This is a genomic window from Rufibacter soli, from assembly GCF_054781795.1.
The window spans coordinates 198,971-220,497 of sequence record NZ_BAAGTS010000006.1 but is presented as its reverse complement, the minus strand read 5'-3'; the positions used below and the strand labels follow the sequence as shown (position 1 = coordinate 220,497).

Below are 21,527 nucleotides of genomic sequence, written 5' to 3'. Positions count from 1 at the left end.
TAGGTTAGTTGCCGGTTGGGTCAATGTCTGGGCCGCCTTCGCCTTTTTTCTCTTTTTTCTTCTTCTTGGATTTTGAGTCTTCCTCAGTAGTGGTAGGAACCGGTGGCACGCCAAAACCAGCGTCTGTTACCTCGTCTCCTTTTTTCTTCTTCTTGCCTTTTTTGCTATCGTCTTCGCCGAAAGTGTCAAAGGTATTGATGGCGGGCTGCGGGGCGGCTTTGGTAGGAGCCAGGCCCAGGTAGGTTTTCCGGAAGTAGTTCACGAACTCCATCTTGTCAATATCCTCTACCGGGTAGAAAGAGTAAGAACCGGCTATCCCCTGCCCTTTTGACTTGGAAGACACCGCCGCATTGAAGGCGCCATCTGAAGAGGTCATGCCCAGCCCCCCTTCATAGAAGTGGAAGTAGTACCAGATATAGGGGTTCACCTCCAGGTACATAGACACCACATCACTGGAAGCGCCGCGTTTGATCTCAATATAGCCGTTGATCTTGGCGTTGATGTCTGTCTTATCAACACCGGCAATACTGATCTGGCCTACACTGTGCCAGGCATTGGTCTTGGTATTCCATTTCAGCCTTACCTTATTCAACAGCAGGGAGTGAATGAGCTTAGGCGAGATCTTGGATAAATGCACGTAGCCGTTGCGGGTTTGCGTCTTGAAGTCTTCCACGCCTTTGTCGCCAATGAAGGCGGCCAGTTTGTAGAGCAGTGTAGGATCGTTGAGGTCAACGCCTTCGGCAAGGCCACCCGACTCTTTGGCTACTTTCTGACCCATGCTTTCCAGGGCCTGGGATGGTACGTCAAAGTCAAAGGCCATGAAGGTATCCAGCTCATAGGTGCTGCTGTCTGTGCGCCCGCCGCCGGTACCGGCTGCCTTCAACTTGAAGTCCTTCACAGACTTGATCAGGTTGAACTCCCCGTCATAGGTCACGCGCTTGGTGGCGTCATTGTACTGCATCATGTTACCGGTGTAAGACGTGCCATAGGCCCGGCCCTCATCGCCTAGTTTGTACTGCTTGGTTTCCCTGTCAAAAGAGAGCAGCCCCTCTACGTCAAAGACGGTGAGGTCATCATCAAACTGTTTTTTAGAGACAAAGGTGTTGTAGATCTTGCCGTTGGTGGTATTGATGTGGATCCCGGTTTTAAGCGGCGTACCATCGGCTAAGGCCGGTTTCTTCACCTCCAGGCGCACGTCTTCGGGGTCTACGTCTTTTCTCACGTACGGGAACCAGTCGGCGCTCTCCGCGCCCTTGAACAGCAGCTTGGCAAAACCGTCAAAATTGACCGTCTTTTTATTGGAAGACAAAGCCAGGTCACCGTAGTAGCGCACCTTAGGGATGATGAACAAGGTATCTGTCTGCTTCACGGTGGCTTCAGCTAACCAGAATGCGGTGCCTTTTTCGCCGTTGCGTTCATCCCTTTTGCTTACGTCTTTGGTCTGCCAGGTAAACTTATTGAATTTGATCTTATAGGCGTCTCCGCTGCCATTGGTGTATTTGTAAATGGCGTTACCGGTAAGGCCCAACCGGTCATCAATGTGGATTTCACCTTTAGAAAGCTGATGGTATTTCTGCAGGGAGTCCATCAAGAGTCCGGCGTTGCGGAAGGTCCTGAGTTCGGCATCTTTCATGAACTGTACCTTGCCGCTGTCTGGCACCAGGTAACTGTCGCCTACCGGAATGTACGGCACCCCTGAGGCCATTAAGGTATAGTTGCTGAAATCATACACCGCCTTGGTGGCTTTAAAAGCCAAGGAATCCTGACCGGACTTCATGGAATAGAAATAAGAATCAGCGGTGCTTTCTTTGTCACCGGTCAACGTCAGTTTTCTTGATTTGAAGTCCCAACGCCCAGAGCTTAGCGATGATTTGTATTTGGCGAAGGGGAATTCGGTGGAGACAGCCCCTTTCTTTTCGGTGCTGTACTGGGCGTATCCTTCATCCATGTAGAAATCAAGGAACACGTCTGTGGTGGTAAGCGCCGGGGTTGTTTTGTCTGCCGAGGCCACTTCCATAGACGCCTGGTTGCCATGGATCAAGCCTTTCTTGAACACAAACTTAGGCGACTTTATGGCCACCTCTTTGTTTTCGGCCACGCCGCTGCCAAAGAGCGAAGACGGCGTAAAGCCCAGCATTCCTTTGTACGTAAACCGGTCACTGAAAATGCTCATCAGTTCTTTGCCCACGGTTTCTATCTGGAGGGTGTCTTTGTAAGGTTTCCAATCCATGGTGAAGGATTTGAACGTACCGCTGGGGTAAGAGCCCTGCGCCACAGAACCTGCCTTGAAGCTCCCTCGCTTCCCTACCGCGGTAACCGCAGAATCTACAAAGAAGACAAAGGCCGGCGAGTACATAGAGGCGGTCTGGTAGCTGAGGGTTCCCTTGCCCCTTAGACCTTTAGTGTCCATGGTGAGGGTGTCTGTGAAACGTCCTTTACCGCCGTACATGGCAAACCCGCTTTTTGGCACCACATAATTAAAACCAAGGGCTCCGTCTGGCTGAATGTTCAATTTGGTCTCAATAGGCGGAAAAATGCCCCCCGAGTTGAAGGTACCCTTGAACCCAATCACGTTGGTCTTGGACTTGGAACTGGCCAGGCTGTCTATCTTGAACGGCGGAATGCTGAAATACACGCTGGTGTCATACACCCCACCCAAAATCTCTGGTTTGTTGAAGTACACGGTAGCCCCAGAAATAGCATCCAGCGCCGGATAGCCCAGTGATTTCTTACGCCCTGATTTGTTGTCTGGACGGTTGAGGTACAGCTTGGCCTGGCCCTTGCCACCGCGGTTCACCAGCGTGAAAGGCGTATCTTTCTCTTTGCCGTCTTTGCCCTTGGTGGTGGTGGTGAGCACGGTAGAGTCAATCTTGGCCAGGTTAATGAAGAAGCCGTCATAGTCAAACAAAAACTCCTGGCCCTTAAAGGTGAAGTTGGTGGCCTTTACCTTTCCGTTGAACAGGATATTGCGGTTTTTCTGGATGCGTACTGTCTGGCTGTCTGGCTCAGCGATCACGGTAGAGTCTGTATGGAAGGCAAAGCTTTTCACGCCGTGCAGCACCAGGTCACCGGAGGCCAGGTCTAGGGTGGCGTTTTTACCGGCCGGCGACAAGGCGTTCAAGTGAATGTAGTCAAAGTCTTTCTTGTCGCGCGAGGCGTCTACGTAATGGTAGGCCTTGTCTAGGAGGCGCACTTGCCCGGTAGCGGGGTCATACTCCACAAAGCTGCCCTGCGCCAGGGTGGTCATGGCATTATGCAGTACCTCTGGCTTAATCTTCATCTCTTCGGCCATGTTGGCCAGGAAGAACGTACGGGACCCACTCTTTAACCCGTAGGCCACCGCGGTGTACAGCGGGTGGAAATTTGAGATGGTCTTAATCTGCTGGAACTTGGTTTCTGTGAAGTATTCCTTAGAACTTACCTGGGCCGGCACCTGGTTTTTGGCCGTCAGCATCCCGAAATTGATAGTAGGCTCCGTGATCTTCCAGTCGGCCATATCAGTAGTGAGTTCCACCTGGTTATAGGAGTGCGAATACGGCGTGAGTTTGTAAAGGCCTTCGGGGTTGAGGAGCACCAGGCGTTTGGAGTCGCGGTTGTACTTGAATTTTACGCCTGGGTGTGTAATGGAGTCTTTGCCCTGAAACATAGTGATACCTGCTTCAGGAGCGGTAAGCAGGGTATCGCCGATGGTGTAGTTACGCGAAGAGGCCCTGAACTTGCGCTCGCCTTTGTCTGACACCGTAATAGAAGACGGGCTACCGTCCAGGGCGGCGCTCATAAGCGTGTTGCCGGCCAGGGAAAGCCCTCCTATGTACTGGATGTCTGTTCCAAACCGTTTGATTTTGGCATCATTGGTATGCGAAATAAACTTAGGGAACCCGTTATCGCCGTTAGGCTTAGGCTTGGTGAGTTTGTACTCCAGGTTACCCTTGATACTGTTCTCCAGTACAGCCGGAAAAGTAAGGGTCACGTCTTCCGCCTTAAAGGCCGGCTTGGCTACCTCAAAAGAGAAACCGCTAAGTTCTGCCGTGGCATCACCGCCCAGAGAATTCCAGACCAGTTTACCGCCTTTACCCACAAATACACCGTTAGACAGGGCCACCGCGCCATTCACTTCCTTGAGGTTTACAGAGTCTGCCGCCGAGGTGAAATACAGGTTCACTTTCTCTAGTACCACTACCGGCCCGGCCAGCGTTGGCAAAGGCTGCGCGAAGTACTTCTGCTTTTCTACCGGGGTCGCCTTTACTGGTTCCTTTGCTAAGACCGGCGTTTTGGTGACAGTACTAGTGGTTTTCTTGGCAGTAGTAGTTTTTTTAGCTGCAGGTTTAGTGACTTTCTTTGGGGTTTCCCAGGCTGCCCACGGGTCTTCCTCTACCTTCTTCACCTCTTTTTTGGGGGCTGGCTTTGCTGCGGGCACCGGGGTTTTGGCGGTTGTTGTCTTAGGGGCGGCGGAGGCCGGAGCCGGGGCAGCGGGTTCGTTTCCCCAGTCAGCACCTGAGGCGGCCTCGGCCGTGCCATCACGATACTCAAAGGCCATGGTTCCGCCAATTACCTGCAGGCTATTGGTGGGGCCTTTGTAGAGCATTTTGGTAGCCAGAAACTGGTGGGAATTCTGCAGAAACCGTTCATACACCTTTACATCCTGCTTCTGAAGCGTCTGGGTCATCACGTTCAGCAACTGGTCCAGCTTTGCCCCGGTAAACTGGTGCACGTTTACGCTGGCGCCTAGGGCGCCCAGAAAATGCTCAAAGTGCGGCCGCGCCTTCAATTTCTTCTTGAGCATTTGCTGTGTGAGGTCCATGATCTGGGTCTTCTGCGGGTTGCTCACCTTGCCGCTGCTCCAGGCCGTTTCCAGACTGGTATAAGTCTGTAAGGCGGCCTCGTTTTTGGCGCCCATCATCATGGCCCGCATGTCCAGCAGGTATTGCTGCGGGTCATCGGTACTTACTTTGTAGACCTGGGCCTGCCCGATGGACACGCTCAGGAAGAAAACCAATAGAAAGGGGAAGAGATGCTTCATAAGGAAAGATGCTATCTGTTTATTGGCTGTTTTTCAGGAAAATGGCTGAAACCCAATTGTTTTTACTTCTGGAATTCTGGAAGGTAAGGCCGCACTCGGTGGCTTTCTCCTGCAGAACGGAGAGGTCTTCAGTATAAAAGCCGCTTAGCACCAGCGGGCCACCCGGCAAAAGCAGTTTGCTGTACACAGGCATGTCTTCCAGTAGCACGTTGCGGTTGATGTTGGCTAGAATCAGGTCAAAAGGTGCTTCTCCTTCCAGTACGCTGGCGTCGCCTAATCTTGCTTCCAGGGTTTGGCAATTGTTGCGCTCGGCGTTCTCGCGGGCGTTCTCTACGGTCCAGTCTTCAATGTCTACGGCCAGCACCTCGCGGGCACCCAGCTGCTCGGCCATGATGGCCAGAATACCGGTACCGCAGCCCATGTCCAGCACCCGCTTGCCGGTGTGGTCCAGGGTAAGCTGGTTCTCAATCATGAGCGTGGTGGTTTCATGGTGACCGGTCCCAAATGACATTTTAGGCGTGATCACAATGTCATAGGCAATGCCCTCGGGCTTAGGGTGGAAATCGGCGCGCACCGATACTTTGTCTGCAATGAGCAAAGGCTCGAAGTTCTTCTCCCACTCCTCGTTCCAGTTCTGTTTGGCAATACTCTTGGTCTGGTACGGGAACTCCCCGGCAAAGCTGTAGCGCTCCAGAAGCTCCTTCAGGGCTTCCTCAGAGAATTTATCCTCTTCGGTATAGGCCTGGAAGCCTTGGTCGGTTTCCTGAAAAATATCAAATCCCAGTTCACTCATCTCTGCGATGAGGATCTCTGAATATTCTGGCGAGGCGGTAATGGTTACTTCAATAAAACTCATAAATAGCTGTAAAAAGGACCTGGCCCAACGGCGGCAGATCTTGAAATAATTTAACGAAAATACGACATAAGAAGTACGTATCTGCCCCGTTTTCTAAAAAAGAGACAAAAAGGGGTTACTTCCTTGCAGCAGCAGCCCTGCCACGACAACAATTGAAGTTTTTAGGGTTGCCTGATTTATCCAAAAGCAGGACCATCTCTCTTCTCTTCACTGCTTTTTCCTGTGTCTGACCCGGTTATCTTTTAGTAGCTCTCCATCAATACTTGCTGCCATTACCGGGCCAAAAAATCAATTTACTCCTTCTTTTGGATTATACACAGGCTCCTGCATTTTGGCCTCGTTCCTTCCCTTCAAAACACCAAAAGCGTTTTGGGCCTGTTTTACGGAAAACAGGCCCAAAACGCTTTTTATAGCCCTAAGGTTACTACCTCAGAAGCTTTGGCACAAATACCTTAGAAGGACTTAATAATGTCTGTGAAGTCTCTGGATTTCAGGGAAGCTCCGCCGATGAGGCCACCGTCAACGTCTGGTTGTGAGAATAGCTCTCTGGCGTTGGCCGGGTTGGCGCTGCCGCCGTACAGAATGGTTTTGTTGTAGGCAGCCTCGGCGTCAAACAGACGGGACAGTTCTTCTCTGATGTAGGCGTGCATTTCCTGGGCCTGCTGGCTGCTGGCCGTTCTGCCGGTGCCAATGGCCCAGATAGGCTCGTAGGCAATCACAATCTGGTCGAACTCCTCGTTGCTCAAATGCCCAACGGTTTCTCTTAGCTGCTGGCCCACGTACTCAAAGTGCTTCTCAGACTCACGCACCTCCAAAGGCTCACCGCAGCAAAAAATAGGCTTAATGCCCTGACCCAGGGCCGCTTTCATTTTCTTCAACAGCAGATCGGCGTCTTCGTGGTGGTACTGGCGGCGCTCTGAGTGGCCTACCAACACGTACTCCACGCCCACAGACTGCAACATGGCCGCCGACACTTCGCCGGTATAGGCGCCGCTCTCATGCGCGCTCACGTCCTGGGCTGCCAGATGAAGGCGGTTATTGCCCTGTATCAACTTGCCCACTGCCTGTAAAAACGGAAACGGAGGCGTGACAATCACTTCTACATTATCGGCCGTGACTTCGTCCTTTACCATGTTGTCAATCTCACTTACCAGCGCCAGGGCGTCTTGGTAGGTTTTGTTCATTTTCCAGTTGCCGGCAACAATCTTTTTTCTCATAGCTGTATTATAATAAAAAGGCCCCTAAAGAAGAGGCTGTGTTTTTAGGTTCTTTTTGAAAAAACAGGCTCAAAACGCTTGCTGCCGTTTCTAACAGGCAGTGTGCAATGGCCGCTAAGTTAATGATTTGTGATTACAATAGAGGATTGGTAGCAGGAAACAAAAAGCCCTGTAAAGTTTACACTTTACAGGGCTTTCAAGAATTTCCGTTTTGGGCCTGTTTTCCTAAAAACGGCCTCAAAACAGATTATAGTTTCGCTTTCAGGTATTTGGCGGTGTGGTTATCTTCTTCTTTCACCATGTTCTCTGGCGTGCCTTCATAGAGTAGGTGCCCGCCGTTGGTGCCGCCTTCAGGGCCCAGGTCAATAATCCAGTCGGCGCACTTGATGATGTCCATGTTGTGTTCAATTATGAGGACCGTGTTGCCGTTTTCTACCAGCGCGTTTAACGCAGTAAGCAGTTTACTGATATCATGGAAGTGCAGGCCGGTGCTAGGCTCATCAAAGATGAACAGGATGTTGCCGTTGTGCGGCGTGGCCCCCTTGGTCAGGAAAGACGCCAGCTTCACGCGCTGCGCCTCACCACCAGACAAGGTGTTGCTGGATTGCCCCAGTCTAATGTATCCCAGTCCCACGTCTTGCAACGGCTTGAGTTTCTCCAGAATCTTAGGCTGGTCCTTGAAGAAAATAAGGCTGTCATCAATGGTCATGTCCAGCACTTCAGAGATGTTTTTCTCATGGTACTGAATGTCCAAGATGTCTTGTTTGAACTTCTGACCGCCGCAGGCCTCACAGGTGAGGTAGATATCAGCCATGAACTGCATCTCAATCTTAACCTGGCCCTCGCCCTGGCAGACCTCACAGCGGCCGCCTTCAATGTTGAAGGAGAAGTGCGAGGGCTTGAACCCACGGGCTTTGGCCAGCGGCTGGTCGGCGTACATGGTTCTTATGGCGTCATAGGCCTTCACGTAGGTCACCGGGTTAGAGCGCGAGGATTTGCCGATGGGGTTTTGGTCCACAAACTCCACGTGCGCCACTTTGTTGATATCACCGCTCAGTTTGTCAAATTTTCCGGTGGCATCGGCGTGGCCGCCGAGGGATTTGATCAATGCCGGGGCCAGAATCTTCTTTACCAGCGTAGACTTGCCCGAACCACTTACGCCCGTCACCACCGTCATGACATTAAGCGGGAATTTGGCGGTTACGTTCTTGAGGTTGTTCTCACGCGCGCCGTGTACTTCTATGCAGTTGCGCCACGGGCGGCGCTGGGCTGGCACCGGCACTTCCATGCGGCCACTCAGGTAACGGCCGGTATAGGTATCACTTTTGAGTAGTTCTTGGAACGTACCCTGGAACATGAGATTTCCGCCGCCAGAACCAGCCTCCGGACCAATGTCCAGTACCTGATCGGCTACTTCCATCATGCCTTCTTCGTGCTCCACCACAATCACGGTGTTGCCCATTTCCTGCAAGGTGCGCAGTACGCCAATTAATTGATCTGCGTCTTTAGGGTGAAGGCCAATGCTGGGCTCATCTAGAATATACATAGAACCTACCAGCGCACTTCCCAACGAAGTGGCCAGGTTAATGCGTTGGCTCTCGCCACCGGAAAGGGTATTGGATAGTCTATTCAAGGTCAAATAACCTAAGCCCACCCGGGTCAGGTAGCTCAGGCGGTTGGTCACCTCGGTTACCAATCTATCGGCTACAGCCTGGTCATGGGCACTTAGCTCCAGGTTCTCAAAGAAGCCCAAGGTTTTGGTGACGGGCATGAGCACCAGGTCGGTGATGCTTTTGCCACCCACTTTCACATAGCTGGCGTCTTTGCGCAGGCGCGAGCCCTTGCAGTCTGGGCAGGCGGTGCGGCCACGGTAACGGCTCAGCATCACGCGGTATTGGATCTTATGCGTCTGCCCCTGAATATGCTTGAAGAAGGTGTTAAGACCGTCAAAGTATTTATTGCCGGTCCAGAGCAGTTCCTGCTGTTCTTCGGTTAATTCATTGTAGGGCCGGTGGATGGGAAAATCAAAGCGCACCCCGTTCTTGAGCAAAGGTTGCAGCCATTCATTCTGTTTTTCAGTGCGCCAGGGCGCCACGGCACCCTCGTACACCGTCAGGCTTTTGTCCGGAATCACCAGATCTGGATCAATGCCCAGTACGCTACCCCAACCCTCGCAGGTTTGGCAGGCGCCGTAGGGGTTATTGAAGGAGAAGAAATTGACGTTGGGCTCTTCAAACACCATTCCGTCCAGCTCAAAGCGGTTAGAGAAAACGCGGGTCTCGTCTCCCATCCTGATGTGGCATTCTTCGTGGCCTTCATAGAAAGCGGTCTGCACCGAGTCAGCCAGGCGCATCTGCAGGCTTTCATCTTCCTCGTCTTGCTTAATGACGGTCCGGTCAATGAGAACATGAACCTTGCCTTTGGGCTCGGGCTTGCCTTCACTAATGAGTTCTTCAATGAAGAAGGGTTCATCATTGAGCATGACCCGGGAATAGCCTTTCTGCAGCAGCAGGTCCAGTTCTTTGCTAAGCTTGCGGTCTTTGGTTTGCTGCAGCGGCGCCATGATCATGATGCGGGTACCGTCTGGCAGCGTCATAAGAAAGTCCACCACGCTACTTACCGTATCCTTTTTCACTTCCTGGCCAGAGACCGGCGAAATGGTCTTGCCAATGCGGGCGTACAGCAGCTTGAGGTAATCATAGATCTCGGTGCTGGTACCTACCGTGGAGCGGTTGTTCTTGATACTTACCTTTTGCTCAATGGCAATGGCCGGACTAATGCCCCGGATGTAGTCCACATCGGGTTTGTCCATGCGGCCCAGGAACTGGCGGGCGTAGGAGCTCAGGCTCTCCACGTACATGCGCTGCCCTTCAGCGTAAAGCGTGTCAAACGCCAGGGAGGATTTCCCGGAGCCCGAAAGGCCGGTCACCACAATGAACTGGTTGCGCGGCAGGGCTACGCTCAGGTTTTTTAAATTATGGACGCGGGCCCGTTTGATGATGATGTTCTCGCGGGCGTCTAGTGCGTCTATTTCTGAATCTTGGATGAGATCTTGTGTCATAAGGAATTATAGCCTCTCTGTAACAACAACCGCGGCAGAATAATTCTGTTTATACGGGTATTCTACAGCGCCAGACCAAGCCGCAAAGGTACGCATACGCAACGGGATTTAGAAGGGTGGCCCGGCACTGCGTTTTAAGGCCGTTTTGCCCAAATCAGGCTAAAAACAAAAAGAGAACTTGCGCTTATTTGGCTTTGTTTGTAACTTTCTCTCCGTAGTTCTCGCATGAGAGTACCTAACACTTATTCATTCACTTAAAAAGAACCAGTACCACCATGGGAAAAGGAGATGTTAAAAGCAAAAAAGGTAAAATCAGCAAGGGTTCATTTGGCAACAGCCGCCCTAAGAAAGCAAAGAACGTGGCTTCCAAAGCTGCTAAGCTGGAAGTAAAGAACGCGTAGTCTTTTTTACATAAAAGCAGCGGGGCCCGCCAGAGATATTCTCTGGCGGGCCCCGCTGCTTTTATGCTGTTTTATGGGAAACGGGCTTAAAACAAAACATCTGCGCTGAGTGCTGGGTATTGAGTTGATCTGCAGAAGTGCTTCTTCCCCCTATCCCCTTCAAAGGGGTGGGGTCGTTAAGTTTTATTAAAAGGTTTCTATTCTAGCAACAATACCTTATCAATTCCCTAAAGTTTGAGGCTGAGGCCTCACTGAAGTTGAAAACTTCAATGCATGGTAGGTCCAGGTTGAAAACTTGAACCAGAGAAAAATTTAGATCTTAACGGCCCTACCTTCAAAGGGACGAGGATTGACAAGACACTGACCTATTCTTCCTCCTCTGTGTTTTCCTGCATGGCCAGTAGGTTATGCGTCCCTTTCACCACCAGTTGGGTAGAGTTCTGCAGTTCACCCGGCAAGTGTACTTCTATAAAACCGTCACCTTTCAGCCCGGTCTGTACCTTTACCCGCTTGAACTGCCGCGGACCGGTACCGGCATACACGTAGGAATCCCCCTGGAACTGCACCACGGCGCTTTCGGGTAGGGCCGTCACCGTACGCGCATTGGTTTGCACGGTGGCGGTCACGTACATGCCGGGCAGGAGTTTGTGCTCGTCTTGCCGGGCCAGGTGGGCGTGCACGGGCACCGTCTTATCGCCTTCCACGCTGTGGCCCACCAGCAGAATTTTGGCCGACCGGGGCGCAGGATCATTGGGAAGCGTGTACGTGAGCGGCTGTCCGGGACTCAGGAAGGGCACGTCTTTCTCAAACGCGTTTAGCTTGAGGTGCAGGTCATCTGTCTTCACCAGTTCAAACAGCACATCTGAGGCGCTTACCATCTTGCCCACGTTCACCAGCGTGCTCTTCACGTACCCGTTGATAGGCGATACCAGGTTGATGGTGCGACTGATGGTACTGTTCTGGAGGCGGGCCGGGTTGATGTTGATCATGAGCAGTTTCTCCTTTAGGGCGGCTAGGCTATTCTGGAGCACTTCACGCTCGGTCTTGATTTGCTGCAGGTTCTTCAAGGCGCTTACTTTCTCCTCAGTGAGTTCCCGCTGGCGCTGGTACTCCAGGTTGGCCAGTTGCAGGCGGGCGCGGCTGTCCAGGTAATCCTGCTGCAGTTGCACGTAGTCCTGGTGTTGGAGGGTGGCCAGCACCTGTCCTTTCTTGACACGCTGGCCAGGTAGCAAATTCATAGTTTTCACAAAACCACCGTAGGGCACCGACACACTCACCAGGCTGGTAGGCGGCACATCTACCTCACCGGAAAGCTGCAGGGTGCTGCCCAAGTTCTGCCGGGAAGGCGCGCCCAGCTCAATGCCGGTGTTCTGCATCTGCTGCTCGGTGAGGGTGACCACGCCGGCCGCGGCTTCAGAAGGGGCCGCCTTCTGGGCCGGAGCCGTTTCAAAGCCGTTTTTCTCAGAACAGGCCGAAAACAGGAAAAGGCCGGCCGTGGCGAAATATAAAAAGGTAGTTCTCATGGTTAGTTGCCTCCTAGGTATTGGAGTTGAAAGACGTTTAGTTGATAGTCCAGCAAGAGCTGGAGGTAATTCTGCTGAGTGCGCAATTGCTGGTCGGCGGCCTGGAGGTAACTCAGGTAACTGGCCTCACCGCTGCGGTAGGCCTTGTCTGCCTGCGTAAGGGCCAAGCGCGCGTTAACCAGCGCCTGCTGGCGGTAAAACTGCAGGCTCTGGCCCAGCTGCCGGTGCGTTTCCTGGGCGGCCTGCCATTCGCTCTGCAGCTGGTGCTGCTGGTGCTGCAGGGTGGCCTCGGCGGCTTGCTTGCCCAGGGCGGCAGCCTTCACCCGCGCCCGCTGCGGTCCCTGCCACAGAGGCACGGCCAGACCGGCCTCCACACCCTGGAAGCGCCGGCCCCGGTCGGCGGCGGTCTCCACCCGTCCATTGATGTCATAAGTGCCAATCAACGACTGGTTGAAGTAGCCCAGCGTAATCTCGGGGGCCAGTTTGCTTTTCTCCACCTGCCGCTCGCGGTCCGCTACGGCAATTTCCTGCTGGTACACCTGCAGCAGCGGGTGGCTGCCAGGGTCAGTGCCCAGGGCGATGGAGTCAGGTTGCAGGGGCTGGGGCGTGAAGCGCAGCGGCTCCGGGGCCTGCACCAGGGCGTTCAGCTGGGCTTGCGCCACGGCCAAGGCGCTTTGGTTCTGCCGGAGGCGGTCGGTGAGTTCCAGCCGCTGGGTAGTGGCCGTGGTTTTCTCCAGTATGCCGGTCTCGCCAGTCCTGAACCGCACCTCGGCGGCCCGTTCCAGCACATGGAAGATGCTGTCCTGGCGCTGCAGTAGCTGCCCGGCCTGGTGCAGGAACGCCAGCCGCGCATAGGCCTGCTTTACCTGCAGGGCCACCTCCTGCTGCTCTAAGGTTAATTGCCGTTGGCTCAGGTTTTTCTGTTCTTCCAGCAGCTTGCCCTGTGCTTTCCACACCGTGGGCAGCGGAAGGGTCTGGCTTATACCTATGCGGTCATCGGTCACGGGACTGTTTAATTGTCCCTGGCTGTAGGAGACATCGGTTTTGGGCAGGTCCACGGCGGTTTTCTGCAACACGCCCCGCATTTCCACCTCCAAGGCCGCGCTTCTTAATTGCTGGTTGTGCTGCTGCGCCAGCTCCAGCACCTGGGCCAAAGATAAGGTCTGCGGCGGGGTTTGCTGCGCCTGCGAGGTCATCGGCAGGGCCAGAAAGAAAGGTAACAGCCACAACGCCGCCTTTTTCCGGAGCCCACCCAAACCTTTCTCTGAGAAATAATAGATAATGGGCAGCACTACTAGCGTGAGCAGCGTGGCAGAAATAAGGCCGCCAATCACCACCGTGGCCAGGGGTTTCTGCACTTCGGCCCCGGCCGAGTTGGAGAGTACCATAGGCAAAAAGCCCAGCGAGGCCACCATAGCGGTCATGATAATGGGCCGCAGGCGGGCCGCGGTACCCTCGCGGATGATTTGTTCCAGATTGGTCATGCCACCGGTTTTTAATTGGTTAAAGTAGCCTATCATCACAATGCCGTTGAGCACCGCCACGCCAAAGAGCGCAATGAAGCCCACCCCCGCCGAGATGCTGAAGGGCATGCCCCGGAGAAGCAGGGCGAACACGCCGCCAATAGCTGATAGCGGGATAGCCGTGAAGATGAGGATGGATTGCTTGATGGATTTGAAGGCGAAGAACAAAAGCAGGAAGATAAGCCCCAATGCCAGCGGCACCGCCACCGAGAGCCGTTCCTTGGCCTCAATCAGGTTCTGGAACTGCCCGCCATAAGTGATGGTGTACCCCGGCGCCAGCTTCAGCTGGGTATCTATTTTCTGCTGGATTTCAGCCACAATGCTCTGCACGTCTCGGTTGCGCACGTTAAACCCAATGGAGATGCGGCGGCGCGTGCCGTCCCGCTGAATCTGGTTGGGGCTTTCCTGCATCTCTACCTTGGCAATCTGCTCCAGCGGAATCTGCAGCCCGGCGGCGTTGCTCACGTACAAGCGCTGCACGTCTGCAATATCCTGGCGGTTCTGCCGGTTCAGGCGTACCACCAGGCCAAAGCGTTTCTCGCCTTCGTACACCTGTCCGGCCACCTCGCCGGCAAAGGCCGCGGTGACGGTGCGGTTCACGTCTTCAATGGTGAGGCCGTAGCGGGCCATGCTTTCGCGGTCATAGGCCACCACCACCTGGGGCAGGCCGCTCATTTCCTCAATGTAGAGGTCCTGGGCCCCTTCAATGGGCTGCACCAGCTTGCCTATCTTCTGGGCGTACCCGGCCAGCTGGTCCATGTCCTCGCCGTAGATTTTGAGCACCACGTCCTGGCGGGCGCCGGTCATAAGCTCGTTGAAGCGCATCTGGATAGGCTGTTGCACGCCAAAGGTGGCCTGGGGCAGATTCTGGTGCAGCACATCTGAAATCTTGTTGGCCAGTTCCTCCCGGGAGCTGGCGCTGGTCCATTCGTCGCGGTCTTTGAGCACCACAATCATGTCGCCCAGCTCCACGGGATTGGGTTCGGTGGGCACTTCGGCAGAGCCAATTTTGGTCACCACCTTCTCCACCTCAGGGAAGGTTTCCTTGAGCACTTTGGAGGCTTTCTGCACTACCTTAATAGTCTCGTTGAGGGAACTTCCCGTGAGCACGCGGGTCTCTATGGCAAAGTCGCCTTCGTCCAGTGACGGGATAAACTCCCCGCCCATTTGTGTGAACAGCACCAGGGACAGCGCGAACATACCAACGGCCAGAGCCAGCACCAGGGCTTTGGCGCGCAAGGCGAAGTTGAGCATAGGTTGGTAGGCCCGGTTAATGGCCTTCATGATCTTGTCTGAGATGTTCTCTTTATGGTTGGTATTGCGGCTCAGTACCAGAGAGGCCATCATGGGCACATAGGTCAGCGAAAGCAGAAACGCCCCCAGAATAGCAAAGGACACCGTCTGGGCCATAGGTTTGAACATCTTACCTTCAATACCTACCAGCGCCAGAATAGGCAGGTAAACAATAAGAATAATAATCTGCCCAAACGAGGCGAAGCCCATCATCTTGCCCGCCGAGTTCTGCACCTCGTCGTTCATCTGCGCGCGGCTGAGTTTGGTGATGCCCGTCTCTTTGTATTTGCTTACCTGTATGCTATGGATAACTGATTCCACTATAATGACGGCCCCGTCCACAATCAACCCGAAGTCCAGGGCACCCAGGCTCATGAGGTTGCCAGACACACCAAACACATTCATGAGCGAGATGGCAAACAGCATAGCCAGCGGAATCACGGAGGCTACCAGCAGGCCCGCCCGCAGATTGCCCAATAGCAGCACCAGCACAAACACTACAATAAGGGCACCCTCGGCCAGGTTTTTCTGGACGGTACTAATGGCGCGGTCCACCAGTTTGGTGCGGTCCAGGAACGGTTCCAGCACTACGCCCTCGGGCAGGGTCTTACGTATCTCGGCCACTTTCTCCTTCACCCGCTCAATCACCTGCGAGGAATTCTCGCCCTTGAGCATCATCACAATGCCGCCGGCCACCTCGCCCTGCTCGTTCACCATGGCCCCGTAGCGGATGGCGGTGCCCTCGCGCACCTCGGCCACGTCCCGGATGAGCACCGGCGCGCCACCGGCCGTGTTGGTGACCACCACGCGGCCAATGTCCTCGGGGGTTTTCACCAGCCCTTCGGTGCGGATGAAATAGGCGTTGGGGTCTTTCTCTATGTAAGCGCCGCCGGCGTTGGCGTTGTTTTTCTCCAGAGCGGTAAAAATGTCGGCAATGGTGAGGTTGAAACTGCGGAGCTTCTCTGGATTGATGGCCACTTCATACTGCTTCAGGTTACCGCCAAAGCTGCTGACCTCGGCCACGCCGGGGGTACCCAATAGTTGCCGCCGCACAATCCAGTCCTGAATGGTACGCAGCTCGGTGGCGTCATACTTGGCCTCATAGCCGGGGGCGGGCCGGAGCTCATACTGGTAAATCTCGCCCAGGCCGCTGGAGATAGGCGCCAGCGTGGGAGAGCCCATGCCCTCTGGAATCAGGTCCTCGGCCTCTTTCAGTTTCTCGCTTATCTGCTGGCGGGCCCAGTAAATATCGCGGTCCTCGTCAAAGACCACCGTCACCAAGGAAAGCCCGAACCGGGAGAACGAGCGTATCTCCGTCACCCCGGGCACGCTGGCCACCGCCTGCTCCACAGGGAAAGAGATAAGCCGCTCCACCTCCTGGGCGCCCAATGACGGTGACACCGTGATGACCTGCACCTGGTTATTGGTGATGTCTGGCACGGCGTCAATGGGCAGGCGCTGCAGGTTGTATACCCCCCAGGCCACCAACGCCACCGTGAACAAGCCAATCACCAGCTTGTTCTTAATGGAAAACTCTATAATCTTCTGTAACATGTTTTTCAAATGGGAAAAAAGCCGCCGTCCTCCGCCAGGCATAGCAGCGGGAAGGGACGGTCCAGAAAGCAGTGGTGCTTAGGTTTACCCTAATGCCTCTGAGTGAATGGGATAAGAGTATCTCAGTTGGGAGTGGCTACACGCAGAGGCTTGGGCTGCTTCTGTTTTAGGCCTGTTTTTCTCAAAACGGCCCTAAAACAGCAAGCACACCAAAAGGAAAGCAGAAAGGCGGCTCAATGGATGCCGATTCCTCTAAGTGAAGGCCAACAGGGAGGGACCTTACAAAGAAATGCCAGCCTGAGCGGGGCCAAGGTGCTTTCAGGTGAATCTGCCAAAACGTATAAGAGAAGGTTAGGCCAAAAGGCCTGCCACTACCAGGAAGTTAGCCTAGTTGCGGCGGTTGCCACAGATTGCCGGTAAAGGCTTCCGGTACCCGGGGTTGGGTATGCGTGGCATATTGCGGTGAACCCGGCATTGCCTGCACCCTGAACACAGGCTGCAGCAACGGAAGGGCCACAAAGAAATCATACGCTGAGTTGCCCATCTGCTTGAGCGGGAGCCGGTCATGGTGCTCAGAAGAAGTGTCCTCGGCGCCCAGGTAATGCATGTCCAGAAACTCGTCAAAACCCAACTCGCTGGTTAGGGCTTTATGGGTCTGGTAATGCTGCAGGAGGTAGGAGATTTTGGAAAGCTCATGCAAATCAGAGGACGGCAGCAGCGAGCCTAGAAAAAGATATACCGCAAAAAAGATGACTCTGAATTCCAAGACTGCAAGATGGGTTCTGGGGTAAAGATAGAGAGGATAGCCGTAAGATGGAAACCTTTATCGGCCTCTCCCCTGGCTATAATGCCTGAAGCTGCGTTTTGGGACCGTTTTTCGGAAAACTGAGCCGGCTTCGCCTAGTCCTGAGTCCTGAGTAAATATGCAATAGTTCTTCATCCCCCTACCCCCTTCAAAGGGGGACGACATGCGTACTCTCCTGTGTAAACACCCCCCTTCGCCCCCCTCAAGGGGAGAGTCTGCGCTTAGTAAGCAGTACTGGAAATTGTCGGACAGTACTGCGTTTTGAGCCTATTTTTCTAAAAATGTGCCCAAAACTCCAACGGCCCCTAAAGGATCATCGAAGAACTACATACCCAATCTTCACCACGCATTTCCCAATTCCAGTCTTTACTCCGAGCGCCTCGCTTGTGGCCCTACAGGGGCTTCACTAAGGGCAGACTGCAACTCGGCCGCAAGGGCAGTGCGAGGGGGGAAAGACGGGGCCCCGCGGCCGTGAGCGCTCGGAGAGAGAAGATGAAACAAGAAAGCATAAGGACTTAAGGCGACAGCGGCCGCAACGCCAGCAATGGCAAATTCATTATCCAAAGCGAAAGCAAAAATCAAAAACTCAACTTCCTGAGCTTATCTGCTTTCCAGGCGGTAAACGCCACAATCAGCAACGTCATAGACCCACCAAACACCACCGACGGCACCACGCCCAGCAACTTCGCCGCGAGGCCAGATTCAAAAGAACCGATCTCATTGCTGGAACCTACAAAGATATTGTTCACGCTGGAGACCCGCCCTTTCATGTGCTCGGGGGTAAAGGTATGAATGAGCGTGGACCGGATAATCATAGAGACACTGTCCAGCAGGCCACTGATCAGCAGCAACCCAAACGAGAGCCAGAACACGTTAGACAACCCAAACCCGATGATGCAGGCACCGAACCCCGCCACGCACCACAGCATTTTCTTGCCGGCATTGTGGGTGATCGGCCGGTAGGCCAGGAACAATGCCATGCCCACAGACCCAATGGCCGGGGCCGAACGCAGAATACCCAAGCCTTCAGGACCAACTTTTAAGATATCTGAAGCAAACACAGGCAACAGGATCACAGCCCCCCCAAACAGCACCGCAAACATATCCAAGGCCAGGGCACTCAAAATAATCTGGTTGCCGAACACGAATTTCAATCCGGTCTGCAGGCTTTCCTTGATATTGAGTTTAGGTCCTTCAGTGGCCGGCAGCGGCCGACCAGCAATGAAACTGTAGAAGAGGAACGAGCAAAGCACCAGCGCCGCATCAACTCCAAAGGCCATGGTCACGCCGCCAAAGGCATATACCAATCCGCCAATGGCCGGACCGGCCACCGAGGCCGCCTGCCAGGTAGTGCTGCTCCAGGTAATGGCGTTGGCGTACAGCTTCCGGTCTTTCACCAGCTGCGGCATAAACGAGAACACGGCCGGGCCCATGAACCCGCGGGCAATGCCGCTCAGGAAAATGATGGCGTAAATGGGCACCGTGCCCCAGGCCCGCAGCACGTGGCCAAAATCCAGGGTATACGCCAAAAGCGCCAGCGAGCAGAAGAGCAGCACGGCCAGCACGGTCATGATAATGCGCTTGCGCGGCACCATATCGGCTACGTGACCGGCGTACAGAGCTACCGTGATGGAAGGAATGGCTTCGGCTAAGCCGATGAGGCCCAGGGAAAACGGGTCTTTGGTAATGTCATAGATCTGCCAGCCCACCACCACAGCCTGTATTTGCATGGCCAGGGTAATGCAGAAACGGGCCGAGATGAACCGCCGGAACTCTGGGAGGCGCAATACGGCATACGGGTCATGCCGTTCTTCTGGGGCTGGGAATGGTGTGGTCACAGAGAATAAATATGGAAGGCAAAGGTACGGGTAATTCTGGGAGGGGAAATTAATCTTCCCAAACGGAACGATTCCCAAATATAGGTGTTGGCTATATAGAATTAGACTATGAATTTGGCCTGCATAGCAATGCATAAGGACAAACTCAGTAAGTTTACACGTTAATACTTGGCTTATGTCTCCTATATTTCTAGATGCTATTGCGCTTACCTACCGCCCGGATTTAGACGTGCTGTTTCTGCGCTGGCCCCAGCCGGTGTATGCCTTCCCCACGCGTGAGGTGTACCAGCAGGTGCTGGAATTGGCCCAGGGGACCAACGCCCGCTTCTGGTTGTTTGACATAAGAAGCCGCGGCCCTTTATCTGAGGAAGACGCCCTTTGGGTGCAGGAGTCTTTCTACCCCCAATTGCATGGGCAGCTGGACCGTACCATTCACGTTGCCTATCTGGTTACCCCGGCGCACGCCGAAGACCCGGAAACCATTGCGTACGTAGAACTGCTCCGCACCAAAGCCTGGTACGGCCAGGATGCCGATTTTGAAGGCTTCACCTCTGAAACCGAAGCCCTGCAGTGGCTAGCTGAACGCCAGAACGTAGAGGTACAATCTTAATTTAGCGTAAACTAATAATAGAGAAGGCCCGGTAGTTAACGCTACCGGGCCTTCTCTATTTATGGTCTGTAATCTGGATCTAAGCCCTTCGGGTATGCTCTTCCACAATACCGCGCAGCCACTTGATCATCATGAAGATGGCACCGGCGGCGGCCAGCGTTACGGCGAAGTTGAGCAGGAAGAAAAACGCCTTGTTATCATAGCGGTCCCACATACTAGCCAGCACCCCAGACAGTTTGTTCCCAATAGAAGTAGCCAAGAACCATCCACCCATCAACAATGCAGTTAATCTTGGAGGGCTCAGTTTAGACACCAGCGACAAGCCCATCGGGCTCAAGAAGAGTTCGCCCACGGTTACCACCGCATACGTGCCCACCAACCACCAACCGGCGCTTTTCTCGGCTCCGTTTTCGCTGGCGTACACGGCACCCACCATCACTAAGGTAGAAAGGGCAGTAATGAAAAGGCCCCAGCCAATCTTGGCCGGCGTGCTGGGCTCTTTGCCCCGTCGGCGCAGAAACCCGAAGAACGATACCACCACCGGGGTCAGAATCACCACAAAGAAGGGGTTGATGGACTGAAAGAGCTCCGTAGAGATCAGCGCCAGCGATTCCCCGGCTTTTGGCCAGAAGCCTTTCTCCAGGTTGTTCAGGTACGGGTCCACGCCCTGCTTAGTCACTACCTTGCCGTCGGCATCAGTGGTGGTCCGGAACATAGGGTCGTAGGCAGGAACAGTCTTGGGTTCAGTATCTACGCGCTGCACCATGCCCAGGGCCTCGGCGGGTTTGGCAATAACAGCGGGCATAGTCCGGTCAGTATAGCTTTCGGCCCAGGTGGTAAGGGCGGTGCCGTTCTGTTTGAAGACGGCCCAGAAAACCACTACCACCCCAAAGATGGCCAACAGCGCGGCAATAGGGCGTTTGTCCTCGGCAGAGGCCTTGGCATACAGACTCACGTAGAAGATTACAATAGGCAGCGCCCCGAACAGGAACGCATCTGTAGAGTCTGACCCGAACACGTTGCCCGGAATCAGGAACCAGCTGGCAATACCGCATAGCACGGCTGGCAGCAACACAATCCCGAAGATCTTCCCTAGTGACATATCATTGGCCTGCACGGGCTTGCGCACATCGGCTTCGCGGTATTCTTTGTTGCCCATCCAGAAGACCAGCACGCCTATGAACATACCAATTCCGGCGGCCACAAACGCGTAGCCCCAGCCGTAGTTGTTGCGCATGTAGGCGGCCACGAAGTTGCAGACCATGGCTCCAATATTAATGCCCATGTAGAAGATGTTGTACCCGGCATCTTTCTGCGGCAGGTACTGCGGCTTAGAATACAAGTTCCCCAGCAGCGTGGAGATATTGGGCTTGAAGAAACCGTTACCCAGAATGATTAGGCCCAGGGAAACATAGAAAGCGGTGTCTCCTTTTATCGCCAGGCCGCAATAGCCAATGCCCATTAAAATGCCGCCAAGCGAGATAGAGAGTCTGTACCCCAGCACCCTATCGGCTAAAAGGCCGCCCAGGAAAGGGGTTAGAAATACGAGGGCAATGAAGGTTCCGTAGATGTCTGAGGCCGTGCCTTTGTCCAGTTCCAGGCCGCCTTTCTGGGCGTCTGTCATGTACAGGAAGAAAATACCCACCATGAGGTAATACCCGAAACGCTCCCACATTTCAGAAAAGAACAGGAAATACAACCCGCGCGGGTGTTTTGCGGCTGGTTCAGACATTTGGCAAAGATTACGTGGTAAAAAACGTTGAAAATAGAGAATTTCGGCGCGTTTACCAACTAACGGCTGTTTTAGGGCCGTTTTGGGCAAAACA

General features: G+C 54.0%; 11 protein-coding genes. 2 read left to right on the top strand and 9 right to left on the bottom strand.

Going from position 1 to position 21,527, the window contains the following annotated elements:
• Positions 1-4 precede the first annotated feature (4 nt).
• From ACYVJQ_RS19550 to uvrA, 4 genes are all read right to left on the bottom strand, one after another.
• Positions 5-5,020, bottom strand: coding sequence for a hypothetical protein (locus tag ACYVJQ_RS19550; protein ID WP_460894806.1), 5,016 nt, complete (start codon positions 5,018-5,020; stop codon positions 5-7).
• 19 nt (positions 5,021-5,039) lie between these two features.
• The gene (prmA, locus tag ACYVJQ_RS19545) at positions 5,040-5,876 is read right to left on the bottom strand and encodes a 50S ribosomal protein L11 methyltransferase (protein WP_460894805.1); all 837 of its coding nucleotides are present in this window, start codon (positions 5,874-5,876) and stop codon (positions 5,040-5,042) included.
• 452 nt (positions 5,877-6,328) lie between these two features.
• Positions 6,329-7,093, bottom strand: coding sequence for a triose-phosphate isomerase (tpiA, locus tag ACYVJQ_RS19540; RefSeq protein ID WP_460894804.1), 765 nt, complete (start codon positions 7,091-7,093; stop codon positions 6,329-6,331).
• 247 nt (positions 7,094-7,340) lie between these two features.
• Entirely contained in the window at positions 7,341-10,154 is a 2,814-nt protein-coding gene (gene uvrA / locus ACYVJQ_RS19535; RefSeq protein WP_460894803.1) for an excinuclease ABC subunit UvrA, read from the bottom strand.
• 275 nt (positions 10,155-10,429) lie between these two features.
• Between uvrA and ACYVJQ_RS19530 the strand changes: the two genes are divergently transcribed.
• Positions 10,430-10,555 (top strand): 30S ribosomal protein THX, encoded by a 126-nt coding sequence (locus tag ACYVJQ_RS19530; RefSeq protein ID WP_460894802.1) that lies wholly within the window; start codon positions 10,430-10,432, stop codon positions 10,553-10,555.
• Positions 10,556-10,920: 365 nt separating this feature from the next.
• On the opposite strand, the gene ACYVJQ_RS19525 is transcribed toward ACYVJQ_RS19530, so the two are convergent.
• The 4 genes from ACYVJQ_RS19525 to ACYVJQ_RS19510 all read right to left on the bottom strand — a co-directional run bounded on the left by ACYVJQ_RS19525 (position 10,921) and on the right by ACYVJQ_RS19510 (position 19,091).
• Entirely contained in the window at positions 10,921-12,078 is a 1,158-nt protein-coding gene (locus ACYVJQ_RS19525; RefSeq protein WP_460894801.1) for an efflux RND transporter periplasmic adaptor subunit, read from the bottom strand.
• Positions 12,079-12,080: 2 nt separating this feature from the next.
• Entirely contained in the window at positions 12,081-16,448 is a 4,368-nt protein-coding gene (locus ACYVJQ_RS19520) for a CusA/CzcA family heavy metal efflux RND transporter (RefSeq protein ID WP_460894800.1), read from the bottom strand.
• A gap of 382 nt (positions 16,449-16,830) precedes the next feature.
• The gene (locus tag ACYVJQ_RS19515) at positions 16,831-17,214 is read right to left on the bottom strand and encodes a hypothetical protein (protein ID WP_460894799.1); all 384 of its coding nucleotides are present in this window, start codon (positions 17,212-17,214) and stop codon (positions 16,831-16,833) included.
• Between the two features lie 617 nt (positions 17,215-17,831).
• A complete protein-coding gene (locus tag ACYVJQ_RS19510) occupies positions 17,832-19,091 on the bottom strand; it encodes an MFS transporter (protein WP_460894798.1) in 1,260 nt (419 codons plus the stop codon).
• A 175-nt stretch (positions 19,092-19,266) separates the two neighbouring features.
• Here ACYVJQ_RS19510 and ACYVJQ_RS19505 point away from each other — a divergent pair, with 175 nt between their 5' ends.
• The gene (locus tag ACYVJQ_RS19505) at positions 19,267-19,701 is read left to right on the top strand and encodes a hypothetical protein (protein WP_460894797.1); all 435 of its coding nucleotides are present in this window, start codon (positions 19,267-19,269) and stop codon (positions 19,699-19,701) included.
• 79 nt (positions 19,702-19,780) lie between these two features.
• Here ACYVJQ_RS19505 and ACYVJQ_RS19500 read toward each other — a convergent pair whose 3' ends face one another.
• Entirely contained in the window at positions 19,781-21,433 is a 1,653-nt protein-coding gene (locus ACYVJQ_RS19500) for a peptide MFS transporter (protein ID WP_460894796.1), read from the bottom strand.
• Positions 21,434-21,527: the final 94 nt, after the last annotated feature.

What these genes read in the sequence shown, in the direction of transcription:
- ACYVJQ_RS19550 (WP_460894806.1), bottom strand. Translation starts at nt 5,020, where the DNA reads ATGAAGCATCTCTTCCCCTTTCTATTGGTTTTCTTCCTGAGCGTGTCC.
- prmA (WP_460894805.1), bottom strand. Translation starts at nt 5,876, where the DNA reads ATGAGTTTTATTGAAGTAACCATTACCGCCTCGCCAGAATATTCAGAG.
- tpiA (WP_460894804.1), bottom strand. Translation starts at nt 7,093, where the DNA reads ATGAGAAAAAAGATTGTTGCCGGCAACTGGAAAATGAACAAAACCTAC.
- uvrA (WP_460894803.1), bottom strand. Translation starts at nt 10,154, where the DNA reads ATGACACAAGATCTCATCCAAGATTCAGAAATAGACGCACTAGACGCC.
- ACYVJQ_RS19530 (WP_460894802.1), top strand. Translation starts at nt 10,430, where the DNA reads ATGGGAAAAGGAGATGTTAAAAGCAAAAAAGGTAAAATCAGCAAGGGT.
- ACYVJQ_RS19525 (WP_460894801.1), bottom strand. Translation starts at nt 12,078, where the DNA reads ATGAGAACTACCTTTTTATATTTCGCCACGGCCGGCCTTTTCCTGTTT.
- ACYVJQ_RS19520 (WP_460894800.1), bottom strand. Translation starts at nt 16,448, where the DNA reads ATGTTACAGAAGATTATAGAGTTTTCCATTAAGAACAAGCTGGTGATT.
- ACYVJQ_RS19505 (WP_460894797.1), top strand. Translation starts at nt 19,267, where the DNA reads ATGTCTCCTATATTTCTAGATGCTATTGCGCTTACCTACCGCCCGGAT.
- ACYVJQ_RS19500 (WP_460894796.1), bottom strand. Translation starts at nt 21,433, where the DNA reads ATGTCTGAACCAGCCGCAAAACACCCGCGCGGGTTGTATTTCCTGTTC.